Origin of the sequence: Mycolicibacterium aurum (assembly GCF_900637195.1) — a bacterium.
Lineage (GTDB): Bacteria > Actinomycetota > Actinomycetes > Mycobacteriales > Mycobacteriaceae > Mycobacterium > Mycobacterium aurum.
The window spans coordinates 742,516-753,839 of record NZ_LR134356.1; the positions used below are offsets into that span (position 1 = coordinate 742,516).

Genomic DNA, 11,324 nt, shown 5'->3' on the forward strand with positions numbered 1-11,324 from the left:
AGGTGCCGGGCGGATTCCGCGCGCAGCTGCGATTCTCTGATCCGATGGCGCCGGTGCCCGCCGAATGGACCGCACCGACGCCTCCGGGCGGTACCCCCCCGGTGATGCCGGCAGACGGTGGCGGCGCCGACGCGGCGCCCTACCTCGACCCGTCGACGGTCGCACTGCTCGGTACCGCGACGCGCGGTCCGTCGGCCGGCTGGCGCAAGTGGCTCTACCGGGGATCGGGCCGGCTCGTCGACCTCGGTGACGGCGCGAAAGTGGTCCGGCACAACGCTCTCGTCGCGCAGGCACAGCGGCCGGTGCGGGGCTGCTACCGGATCGCGATGATGTCCCAGAAGGGCGGGGTCGGCAAGACGACGATCACCGCGACGCTGGGGGCGACGTTCGCGTCGGTCCGCGGCGACCGCGTGATCGCCGTGGATGCCAACCCCGATCGCGGCACGCTGAGCCAGAAGGTGCCGCTGGAGACGCCCGCCACGGTGCGGCACCTGCTCCGCGACGCCGAGGGGATCTCCGCGTACCGCGACGTCCGCCGGTACACCTCGCAGGGACCCAGCCGGCTCGAGGTGCTCGCCTCCGAAAGCGACCCCGCGGTGTCGGAGGCGTTCAGCGCCGCCGACTACTCGCGTGCGGTGCAGGTGCTCGAACGCTTCTACAGTGTGCTGCTCACCGACTGCGGCACCGGCATGCTGCACTCGGCGATGTCGGCGATCATCGACAAAGCTGACGTTTTGGTGATCATCAGCTCAGGGTCGGTGGATGGGGCGCGTAGTGCGTCGGCGACGCTGGATTGGCTCGACGCTCACGGTCACGACGACCTCGTGCGCAACTCGATCGCCGTCATCAACGGAGTGGGGTCGCGGTCCCGAAAAGGTGGCAAGGGCTTCGGCGGCGGCGCCAAGGGCTCGGCGAAGGTCGATCTCGACAAGGTGGTCGACCACTTCACGAGGCGTTGCCGTGCGGTGTGCCAGGTGCCGTTCGATCCGCATCTCGAAGAAGGCGCCGAGATCGGCCTGGACCGGCTCCGCGCCGAGACACGAGAGTCGTTGCTGGAGTTGGCCGCAACGGTGTCCGAGGGCTTCCCCGGCGCGCGCAGGCAGGGCGGCCCGGTCAGCTAGCGGGCGGGACCTTCGGTCTCGGGCCGCGGCTGGTCGTCGCTCGGGTTGATCCGTCGCAGAAAATCCGGATCGTCGTCGGGTCCGATCACCCGGGTGCGCGGTCGATTCGCATACATCTGTGCCGCCCGCCAGCCAAGGTAGACCAGTGCGGCCAGGACAAGAATCAGGAGCAGATAAGCCACTCAAAACCTCCTTCCTGTCAATATACGCGTCATCGGTAGGCTCAGATTCGTGTCAGATGACCCACGGACCGGATCCCGGCTGTACCTGGACGTGCTCGCCTACATCGGGGCGCGCCTGGCCCTGGTGGTCGTCACGACGGCGGTCATCCTCGGCATCGGATCGCTGATCGGGATCCGGGAGTTCCCGATCGTGATCGCGCTCCTGTTCGCCATCGTCATCGCGTTGCCGTTGGGCATCTGGGTGTTCAGTCCGCTCCGGCGCCGCGCCACCGCGAGCATCGCCGTGATCGACGAGCGTCGCCGTCGCGACCGCGAACAGCTGCAGGCGCGGTTGCGCGGGGCCGGCGATCCCGCCGCGGGTCCGGGAACGGCAGCGCCGACCGACACCTGACCCGGCAAACGGGTTTGTGCGTCTGAATAGGGCATTTACCTGCTTGGCTATTCCGCTTGCCGGGTAACCCGGGTCACATGACCAATCCGCAGGTGATGGCCCGTCCCGCGGGCACCAGTAGTCACAGAGGTATCAGCAACCACAGGGATGCGACCGGCCGGCGGCTCTACCGCCGCTGGATCGACGAACTGTGGGCCGGGCGGCGCATCGCCGCAGAGTTGGTGGCGCCCGACTTCGTCGGGCATTGGCCCACCCGCGACGTGCGTGGACCCGACGGATTGCAGGCCGTCATCGACGACACCAGGAGCACGCTGCGCGAACTCCGGTTCGTCGTTGAGGTGGGACCGATGTGCGACGGCGACATGATCGCGGCCCGCTGGATCGGCACGGGTTCCGGCGAGCACGGGCCCGCCCGGTTCACCGGCAACGATCTGCTGCGAATCTCGGACGGCAAGATCGTCGAGTACTGGGCGGGCGCGGCCCGCTCCTGACCTGCCCGAGGGCGGTCAACCCGCTGCGGCGTCGCGCAACAGCTGTTGCAGCGCCTCCAGCGGGTCGCCGCCGACGTCGAGGGTGCGCGTATCCGGCAGCTCGCCCGGATCGGGCACCTCGGTGGGCGCGGCCGGGAGCGCGGGGGCAGCGGCCGGCGGCGGGGGTGGCGGTGGCGCGAGGGGTGCCACCGTCCCCAGGCCGTTGATCTTCGCCGTGACCCGGGCGGCGGCATCGGCGCGGACGGCCCGCCGGTCGGCATCGGGGTCGTCGTTGCCGGAGAAGCAGCCGTCGGGGGCGTCGGCGATCACCGACAGCGCGCTGTCGTAGCGCTGGCGCGCCACGTCGAGCCGCGCCTCCCAGGCGTCGATGTCGCCCTGGCGTTCTCTGACGAGCTCGAGGTTGACCCGCACCGGGCACGACTGGCTCGCGTCGGTGCGCGCCAGGACCGCGGAGAACTGCGCGTCGGCGTCGTCGAGCCGGTCTTCGAGCACTGCCAGCCCACCCGCGGCGAACGCGGCGTTGGCCGGTTCGGCGACGTTGAGGATCCGCAGCAGCGACACATCGTCCCGCAGCCCGCCGATCTCACCGGCGGCGAAGTGGCGTTGCGCCGAATCCCCGATCACCACCACCGATATCAGCTTCACCGCCAGCACCAGCGCAACGATCGCCACAGGCGCCGACAGCACCAGCAGCCGTCGTCGCATCCGCACCCTGGCCGGTACGTGGGTCACGGCAGCACCACCTTCCTTGTGGCCCTGGCGCGCAGCAGATCCCTTGTGGTCAGGTAGATCTCACTGATCAGCAGCAGCGAGGCAAGCATGGTCAGGGCCCAGTACAGTTCGGTGCGGCGCGGCGTCCCGGGGTCCACCGCGTCGGTCATCGGCTGGTCCTCCGCCACCCCGATCCGGGGAAGCGCCTCCCCGGCGGCGCGCTGCACATAGGGCAGGCCGAGCTGATCGGCGATGCTGCGCAACGAGTTTCCTCCCGCGCTCCCGGTGCCGTAGCCGAGCACCGCTCCGCCGTCGATGCCGCCGGTGTCGAACACCCCCTGCGTCACGGTGGACTCTGCGGCACCCGAGCCCAGGTAATAGACCACATTCGGCGCCTGCGGATACTGCTGGCCGGCCGCTATCAGCTGATACCGCAACACGTTGGCGGCCGCGCCCGCGTTGACCTCGGTGCCGGCGGCGGTCGGGCCGGGATAGGGGTTGAGCGTCTCGACCACCGGCGTCAGGCTCCACGCGTCGGCCGACAGCGGCCAGTCGATGGCGGGCCGTGAGGCGAACGAGATCACGGCGAACCGTGCCCCCGGATGGGCGCTGATCAGCTCCGCCATGTCGTCCCGGATGCCCGACATCCGTGGTGCACCGCCGAAATCGGGGATCGCAGAGTCCGCCGACCTGTCCACGACGAAGTACACGTTCGCGCCGTCCTGGGGACGTTGCACCGGCTCGGACTGGGTCGACGACCCCGTCACGGGGCGTGCGGCGGCGAGCAGCACCAGCAGCATCACGACAGTGGTGGTGGACCACCGCAGAAGCGCGCCGCTGCCCGTGGCGGCAGCTCCGCGCAGCGCCACCGCGCGCAGCACGACGAGCGTCACCGCGATCACGGCCAGCAGCAGCGGGGGCAGCACCGGCTCGAACGTCATCGCCGCACCGCCATCAGCGATACGCCCAGCAGTGCCGCCAGCGCCAGCGCGGCAATCAGGGCCACCGCGGGGGAGTCCTCCCTGGAGTCGGCGCGATCCGACGATGCGGCCAGCGTCGCGGCGCGAATGGCGTCGAGCGCAGCGTACATGTCGGCGGCCTGGTACCGGAAGAACTGTCCCCCCGTCGCACCGGTGAGCGCGCTCAGCGACTCGGTCTCGCGACCGGGCGTCGCGATCGCGTTGATCTGCGCGCCGGCCCGCTGCGCCATCTCGGTCACCTGGGCGTCGGTGTACAGCGACGGTCTGCTGTCGTCCGGGGATCGCAGTGCCCCCGGCCCCAGGTAGACCAGCGACCGTCGGGTGTCGCCGGCGGTCTCGAAGCCGGGAAAGCCGGTGAGGCACAGGGCCAGTACGTCGGCAACGGTCGGCGCATAGTCGTCGTAGTCGATCGGCGCGACGAACGGCGGCGCTGTCGGCGCGGCCCGCGCGAAGTCGGCGAGCCGGCCGGCGGCGAACTGGTAATCGCGGGTCAGCGGGATCAGCCGCCGGTTCAGCGACGTCAGACCGATGCGTTCGGAGCCGTACGTGGTGGCTGCGCGCGCGAAGTAGCCGAGGAACTGCCCGCTGGCCTCGTCGGTGACGGGTGCCGCGCTGCACAGCATGATGTCCTCGCGCGGCGGTGCGGCGTCAGAGTCCCAGAACGTTCCCGTCGGGCGCGCGCTGGCCCATGCGGTCGCCGTGAACAGCAGCATCAGCAGCGCCAGCGCCACCGCGGTGACCCGGGTCTGCCTGCGCACCACGGCCCGGTACTCCGGCAGCCGGGTGAGCCGGACGGTGTTGGCCAGCGGGACCTGACGGTCCTGCCTGCCCCGGACAGGCAGCAGCAGCGCCAGCGCCACGGCAAGCACCAGAGCGCCCAGCCCAGCCGCGGCCACCGGCCACCAGGTCAGCTCCACGTGCGGATCAGCTCTTCGGTCTGCTCGCCCAGCAGTCCGACGTCGGCGGTGGAGGCGCTGTCGAACTGTGCCTCACCGAGTGCTTCCAGCACCGGCGCCGCCGCGGCGAGATCGCTTGCGGCAAGCGCACGCAGCTGCATGTACTGGGCCCGCTCGCCGGTGGCCTGATGCAGGAAGCTGCGCAGGGTGGCGCTCAATGCCGCGCCGGCCTGCTCGGCCGACAGCTCGCCGTCGCGGTGCCGGCCGGTGATCGCCCGGACGGCCCTGGCGAAGCGGTATCGGAGCAGACGGGCGTGCAGGCCCCTGACCCAGGGCATCCGCCGGAGCCGGTGCGACGGCATGGTCGCAATGAGAACCAGTGCGTACCAACCGATCACAACCAGAAGCAGCGCCACGCCGAGCCACAGCCACTGCGTCGAGTAGCCCGGTGGTCCGCTGACGAACTTCAGCAGGTCATCCGGCACGCGACCACACCCTCGTCATCTCGGTGACGCCGGTGCGGATCTGCGCGGAGCTGGCGACGGTCACATGCGGAACACCATTGCCGGTCAGCAACTCCGTCAGCCGCTGGGCGCGTCGCTCCTCGGAACGCCGGTAGGCGGCCATCACCCGCGGGTCCGCGGCGGCCGCACCCAGCACCGGTCTGCCGGTCGCGACGTCGTAGCCGCCGTCGCGCACATCCGTCGCGGGTCGGTCGGCGACCATCGCCCACATCACGTCGTGGCGCGCCGTCAGCCGGGACAGGGCGTCGTCGAGGCGGTCGTCGGGTTCGGGTTCGTCAGAGATCACGACGATCAGCATCGAATGCCGGTAATGCGTGGCCACATAGTTCAGTTGGCAGACGATGTCGCTCGGTCCGTGCTGCCCGGCGTGGCTGTGGTAGCTCTGCAACATGGCTTCGATGTGGTTCTCGCCGCGCCGCTGACGCACCCGCAGGCTGCCGCGGCCATCGCCGTACACCAGCCCGATCTCGTCGGCGCGGCCCAGCGTGATCAATCCGATCGCACCCATGACATGAAGTGCTACTTGACTTTTCGTCTCATTGCCGGGGGTGACGGCCCGCATGTTACGGCCCGCGTCGGCGACGATGAGGACCTTGTGATGCTTCTCGGAGACGAAGCGTTTGATCAGCACGCTGGCTGAGCGGGCAGAGGCCTTCCAGTCGATATCGCGGACGTCGTCACCCGGAACGTAGGGCCGTAGCTCGTCGAATTCCATTGTGCGGGTGTGTAACAGCGCATGGCGTCCACCTTCGAGCATGCCGCGGGTGTCGGTGCCGAAGTGTGCTCGTGCCCTGTTGAGGTGCGTGCCCACTATGTGCCGCCGCTCAGGGGACCCGGACCGCTTGCAGGACGGCGTCGATGACCCTGTTGGGGGTGACGCCTGCGCTGGCGGCCTCGAACCCGAGGATCAGCCGGTGCTGCAGGACGCGGTGCGCGAGATCGGCGATGTCGCCGGGGATGACGTGGTTGCGGCCTGCCAGCACGGCGAGTGCCCTGGCCGATGTGCACAACGCGATGGTCGCGCGGGGGCTGGCGCCGTACTCGATCAGCCGGGCCAGGTTGCTGGGCAGGTAGTTCCCCGCGTCCCGGGTGACTCCGACCAGGCGGCTGGCGTAGAGCATCAGGTCGCGGCTCATGTGCACGTGCCGGGTCACCTGCTGCAGGTGACGGACATCGTCGAGGGTGGCGACCGGCCGTGCGTGGTGGCCTCTGTCGTACAGCCCGGCGTCCAGGCGGGTGAGCACCTCGACCTCCTGCTCCGGCGACGGGTACCGCACGATCTCCTTGAGCAGGAAGCGGTCGGTCTGGGCTTCCGACAGCGCGTAGGTCCCCTCCTGGTCGACCGGGTTCTGCGTCGCGATCACCAGGAACGGCTCCGGGATCGGGTATTCCGTGCCCGCGATCGTGGTCTGGCGTTCCTCCATCGCCTCCAGCATCGCGCTCTGGGTTTTGGCGCTGGAGCGGTTGATCTCGTCGAGCAGCACCACGTTGGCGTGCACGGGACCCAGCTGGGTGACGAACGACGTGGTGGTGGCGTCGTAGATCTGCGTGCCGATGATGTCGCTGGGCAGCAGGTCGGGAGTGCACTGGATACGCCGGAACTGCCCGTCGATGGATTCGGCGATGACGCGGGCCGCTGTGGTCTTGGCCAGGCCGGGCACGCTCTCGAGCAGGATGTGCCCGCCCGTCAGCAGGCCGATGAGCAGTGTCTCCCGCAGGTGTTCCTGGCCCACGACCTTGGCCGAAAACGCCTCCGACAGGGCCGCGACGATCCGTCTGGCCGTTTCGGCGTCGGCGGGGGAGCCGGACTCACGAGGTATGGGCGCAGCAGTCATCTGGCGGGGTGTACCACGCGACTTCGGCGTGCAAACCGTCGCAGCACGACGGCGTCACCCCCAGGTCGTCGACAACACCAGCGCGCCGGCGACCGCCACCGCCCAGACCAGCATCGTCAGGCCGGTGTCCTTCAAGACGGGGATCAGCTCCCTGCCGCCCAGCCCGGTGCGCACCGGTGTGGCGGCGCGCACCGCCAGCGGCAGCGCCACCAGGCCGACCGCGCACCACGGCGTCGCGGCCATCAGGACCAGGGTCAGCGCGAACGCCACCACCAGCAGCGCCTGGAACAGCACCCGCGTCTTCGCGTCGCCCAGGCGCACCGCCAGCGTGATCTTGCCCGACTCCGCGTCGGTCGGGATGTCGCGCAGGTTGTTGGCCACCAGCACGGCCGAGGACAGGCAACCTGTCGCGACAGCCAGCGTCGCGCCGACCCAGTCGATTCGCAAAGCCTGGGTGTACTGGGTGCCGAGCACGGCGACCAGGCCGAAGAACACGAACACCGCGACCTCGCCGAGGCCCAGATACCCGTACGGCTTGGAACCGCCGGTGTAGAGCCACGCCCCCGCGATGCAGACCGCACCGACGGCGATCAGCCACGGTGCGGAGAACCACGCGAGTACCAGGCCGGCGACCGCACCGATGCCCAGGCTCACTGCCGCGGCGGCCAGCACCGACTTCGGTGTGGCCAGCTTCGAACCCACGAGCCGCAGTGGCCCGGACCGCACGTCGTCGGTGCCGCGGATGCCGTCGGAATAGTCGTTGGCGTAATTGACCCCGATGATCATCCCGACCGCGACGAGCAGGGCCAGCAGCGCCTTCCACCACGACGCGGCATCCAGCCACGCGGCGGCACCGGTGCCTGCGATGACGGGCGCGACGGCGTTGGGCAACGTGCGGGGACGCGCACCCTCGACCCACTGGGCGATACTGGCCACGACGGTCAGTCTTGCAGGTGCCGACCGTGGCAGACTGAGCGCATGGACGACCGACTGAGCAAGGCCGAGATCCGTAAGGATGCGGTGCAGGAGATCGTCGGGGCGGGGGCATCAGCTGTGGGCGAGGTGACGTCGATCATCACCTCGGCCGTCAAGGATGTCGCGAACGCCATCGGCGGATTCGCCACCGACGTCTTCGAGATTCGTGACGGCGCCAAGCGCGCGGCGCGGATCGCCGACCCCGACGACGAGTAGACGACGAGTAGTCGACGGTCAGCGCGCGGGCCGCTGGGCCCGGGTGGCCCCGATGCCCCACACCACCGAGCGGGTTGTGGTGCGCGCGTAGTTGTCTCGTGCGATCCCGGTGGCGGAGACCACCACCGAGCCCCAGTCCACCTCGGGATGTCCGACCAGCCTGCTCGGTACTTCGTTGAGATCGCCGAACATCGCGAGCCCGGCGAACGTCCCGCCGATCTCCGGATTGCGGTCGTCGGTGAGCCAGGGTCGCGGGGATTCGATGACGGTGCGCGGGGTCTGTGCCACGCCGCCGGACACCCGTGCGATGTCGTGCACGCAGGGGAACAGGAACGCCAGCGGCCAGCTGACGAGCACCGGTCCCCGGTCGGCCAGAAAGTCGTTGAGCGCAACGATCGAACGCAGCCGCGGACCGGTGAAGGCCAGCCATCCCGCGTCGTCGGTGCGGTCGTCCACGGCGTGGATGCGCACCCGGTCCGCGCCCGCAGGAACGTCGGCGGCGTCGACACCCACCGAACGCCACAGCGGGCGAGTGGGATCCTCGTCGGCTGCCGGCCGGTCGACGGGGGCGGCGGCCCCCAGCACGGCGACGCCGGCCGTGTCGGACCGGCCGAACTCCAGTGTCACTGTGCCCCGGCCCGAGATCGACAGGGCCACTCCGGCATCCGGCGCCAGTGGCGGCAGGGCGAACCATCCGGTGGTGATGTCGCCGGTGGTGTGGGGCCCGGATGCCCTGCTGCCCCACAGGAACTCCGAGGTGTTGACACCCGGGGGATCTGGTGGCGGCGCGCCCGGATAGAAACCGGTCATCGCGGTGAAACCGGATGACTCTCCGCCCGCTTCCGCCGGTGTGAGCACCGCGCCGTCGGGGAGCACCTCGATGTCGTCGGCCAGCCCGCAGACCCGGTCCGAGGAGATCCGGTTCAGGTTGACCATCGCGAGCGAGCCCGACGACCGGCGCAGCGGCGCCGTCGCGAACGTGCCCACCAGGACGGCCAGCAGCGTCCCGAAGGCCACCAGCGTCATCACTGCCGGCCCGAGCGCGCACATCTGCGCTGCCCGGACGCGGCGCAGCACGAGCACCACCGTCAGGCCTCCCGCGGCCAGGAGTCCGGCCCACAGCAGCGGGTTGTGCAGCGGCACACCGCCGGGCTGCACCGGGCCCGCCGCCCACGGTAGGTCGTAGACCGCGGGTATCCACCAGGCGTTCGGGCCGGCGAAGGCCAGCGCGGCGGCGCCGGCCAGCAGGACCGAGCCGGCGAGGCCGACGGCGGCGACGACGCGGTCGGGTGCACGCGCGCGGTGCACCAGCAGGATCACCGCGACCGTCGTGAACGACGCGAACACACCCGCGAGCGCCCCGAGGTGGTACGACCACTTCGACGGCCCGGCCGCGAGCAGCAGCAATGCGGCCACCACGACCGCGGCCAGCCGCACCGCCGCCGTGCCCAGCGGGTCGCGAGGCCGCCGGATGCCCAACGCGCACACCACCGGGACGAGGGCGACCGCGACGAGTACCGGCAATCGCTTGGCGAAGCTGCCCTGCTGGTCACCCTGCAGCAGGTGTTCGTACCGGACCGGCTCCTCGTACCAGGGCAGCGAGGGTCCGAAGTAGGTGTGCCAGTCGGTGGCGGTGACGAGCGCATCCCACGTCTGGTCCGCGAAGATCACCGAAAATCCCACGCAGCCAACGCAACACACCAGTGCCGCGGTCGCCGCGACGTATGTTCGACTCGGTGCCGTCGCGCGGGCCGCTGCGAGCAGACGGGGCAGCAGGACAAGGATCGGCGCGGCCACCAGCACGCCGTTCGGGCTGACCGGAACAGTCAGCCCGACAACGAGGGCCAACCAGCCGAGGTCAAGCGGGGTGCGGGCCCGCAGTGCCAGCGCGAGTGCCGCGGCCACGCCGAGCGCCACGTAGGACTCCGGTCGGGTCCCCAGGTTGAAGGGCAACCACGCGACCAGCAGGCAGACGGCGGCCAGCGCCCGCACCCGGGCGGTGCCCGAAGTGCCAGGCAGCGCCGCCCCGAGTACGCCGCGGCTCACGACGAACCACGTCGCCGCCGCGAGCGCGGTGCTCGGCAACCTGAGCCACAGCGGGGCGATGCTGATCTCGGTCATCGGTGCGAGAAGCTGCTGGCTGAACGCGAAAGGCACCTCCGCGGCGTCCCACCAGCGGTAGTAGTTGCCGGGGTTTCCCGTCGCGGCGACGTTACGGGCGATCGTCGTCGCCCATCCGTCGTCGACGGCCAGCGGGCCGATGACGGCCCACCCGCACAGCGCCGCCACCACGACGACGTCGGTCCACCACGCCCGTCGCCATCGCCATCGCCACCGAGGCCGCGCGGGTGGGCCGCGACCGCGCAGCAGGATCAGGGCGAGGACCGCCGTGAGCAGCTGGATCGCGACCAGCACGGCCTTGCCGACCGTCGGGGTGGTGGCGAACGGGCCCGCGGTCACCACGGTCACCGATAGTCCGGCGGTCTGCGCCGGTTCCAGGTCGGTGCGGAACCCGAACACCTCGGGAACCGGCTCACCGTCGAGGTAGGTCGCCCGGCCGTCCGCCCCGAGGATGGACATGCCGCCTGGCACCGATTCGACGACGATCCGGCAGTCGCGCGGCTGGGCGGGCAGGACCAGCGTCTCCTCGCGGCCGCCGAACGACAGCTCCGCACCGCGCGTCGACGCGGTCACCACCAGCCCCGTGCCCGAGGTGCCGGTGGCCAGCACGGTGGCCGGCGGCGTCTGTGCGGCGGCCGCCCGCAGCGCGGTACACGGAATCGTCGCGGTGAGGTCGTCGGGCCGGTACGGCACCACCAGGGCTGTGCTGGAGGCGGCGGCCTCACCGGGGACGGGCCAGGTCACCGTCGTGGTCTCGGTGAGCACCGGAGCAAAGGGCAGCGCCAGGGCGGTCACCACACCGGTCAGGCCGACGAGTAGGGCGATCCAGGGCTGGTGGTTCGACATGAGGGGCCGCATAGAGTCGTTGGACAGCGTGCCCA

At 70.6% G+C, this 11,324-nt stretch carries 13 protein-coding genes; 4 read left to right on the forward strand and 9 right to left on the reverse strand.

Features of this window, described 5'->3' with window-relative positions; all coding sequences use genetic code 11:
- Positions 1-44 precede the first annotated feature (44 nt).
- On the forward strand, positions 45-1,121 hold the full coding sequence (locus tag EL337_RS03590) for a MinD/ParA family ATP-binding protein (protein WP_048632408.1): 1,077 nt from the start codon (positions 45-47) through the stop codon (positions 1,119-1,121).
- On the opposite strand, the gene EL337_RS03595 is transcribed toward EL337_RS03590, so the two are convergent.
- Positions 1,118-1,303, reverse strand: a complete 186-nt coding sequence (locus EL337_RS03595; protein ID WP_048632270.1) for a hypothetical protein — start codon at positions 1,301-1,303, stop codon at positions 1,118-1,120. The two genes, EL337_RS03590 and EL337_RS03595, sit on opposite strands and share 4 nt — an antisense overlap.
- Before the next feature lie 49 nt (positions 1,304-1,352).
- On the opposite strand from EL337_RS03595, the gene EL337_RS03600 reads away from it, so the two are divergent.
- Both EL337_RS03600 and EL337_RS03605 read left to right on the forward strand, forming a co-directional pair.
- Positions 1,353-1,694, forward strand: coding sequence for a DUF4229 domain-containing protein (locus EL337_RS03600; RefSeq protein ID WP_048632269.1), 342 nt, complete (start codon positions 1,353-1,355; stop codon positions 1,692-1,694).
- Between the two features lie 77 nt (positions 1,695-1,771).
- Positions 1,772-2,185 carry an ester cyclase gene (locus EL337_RS03605; RefSeq protein WP_048632268.1) on the forward strand — a complete coding sequence of 138 codons (414 nt, stop codon included), beginning with the start codon at positions 1,772-1,774 and terminating at the stop codon, positions 2,183-2,185.
- Positions 2,186-2,200: 15 nt separating this feature from the next.
- Here EL337_RS03605 and EL337_RS03610 read toward each other — a convergent pair whose 3' ends face one another.
- From EL337_RS03610 to EL337_RS03640, 7 genes are read right to left on the reverse strand one after another with little or no spacing between them, the layout of a single operon-like run.
- Entirely contained in the window at positions 2,201-2,917 is a 717-nt protein-coding gene (locus EL337_RS03610; protein ID WP_083443063.1) for a hypothetical protein, read from the reverse strand.
- Complete coding sequence (locus tag EL337_RS03615; RefSeq protein WP_048632266.1) at positions 2,914-3,837, reverse strand: vWA domain-containing protein; 924 nt, start codon at positions 3,835-3,837, stop codon at positions 2,914-2,916. Before EL337_RS03615 ends, EL337_RS03610 begins: the two co-directional genes overlap by 4 nt.
- Positions 3,834-4,793, reverse strand: a complete 960-nt coding sequence (locus EL337_RS03620) for a vWA domain-containing protein (protein ID WP_048632265.1) — start codon at positions 4,791-4,793, stop codon at positions 3,834-3,836. The genes EL337_RS03615 and EL337_RS03620 overlap by 4 nt, the downstream gene beginning before the upstream one ends.
- Positions 4,784-5,257 carry a hypothetical protein gene (locus EL337_RS03625; protein ID WP_048632264.1) on the reverse strand — a complete coding sequence of 158 codons (474 nt, stop codon included), beginning with the start codon at positions 5,255-5,257 and terminating at the stop codon, positions 4,784-4,786. Before EL337_RS03625 ends, EL337_RS03620 begins: the two co-directional genes overlap by 10 nt.
- On the reverse strand, positions 5,247-6,107 hold the full coding sequence (locus EL337_RS03630) for a DUF58 domain-containing protein (protein ID WP_048632263.1): 861 nt from the start codon (positions 6,105-6,107) through the stop codon (positions 5,247-5,249). The genes EL337_RS03625 and EL337_RS03630 overlap by 11 nt, the downstream gene beginning before the upstream one ends.
- 13 nt (positions 6,108-6,120) lie before the next feature.
- Complete coding sequence (locus EL337_RS03635; RefSeq protein WP_048632262.1) at positions 6,121-7,131, reverse strand: AAA family ATPase; 1,011 nt, start codon at positions 7,129-7,131, stop codon at positions 6,121-6,123.
- A 54-nt stretch (positions 7,132-7,185) separates the two neighbouring features.
- Positions 7,186-8,067 carry a 1,4-dihydroxy-2-naphthoate polyprenyltransferase gene (locus tag EL337_RS03640; RefSeq protein WP_048632261.1) on the reverse strand — a complete coding sequence of 294 codons (882 nt, stop codon included), beginning with the start codon at positions 8,065-8,067 and terminating at the stop codon, positions 7,186-7,188.
- Positions 8,068-8,109: 42 nt separating this feature from the next.
- Between EL337_RS03640 and EL337_RS03645 the strand changes: the two genes are divergently transcribed.
- Positions 8,110-8,322 (forward strand): hypothetical protein, encoded by a 213-nt coding sequence (locus EL337_RS03645; protein WP_048632260.1) that lies wholly within the window; start codon positions 8,110-8,112, stop codon positions 8,320-8,322.
- Positions 8,323-8,340: 18 nt separating this feature from the next.
- Here EL337_RS03645 and EL337_RS03650 read toward each other — a convergent pair whose 3' ends face one another.
- The gene (locus EL337_RS03650; RefSeq protein WP_048632259.1) at positions 8,341-11,289 is read right to left on the reverse strand and encodes an arabinosyltransferase domain-containing protein; all 2,949 of its coding nucleotides are present in this window, start codon (positions 11,287-11,289) and stop codon (positions 8,341-8,343) included.
- Positions 11,290-11,324 lie beyond the last annotated feature (35 nt).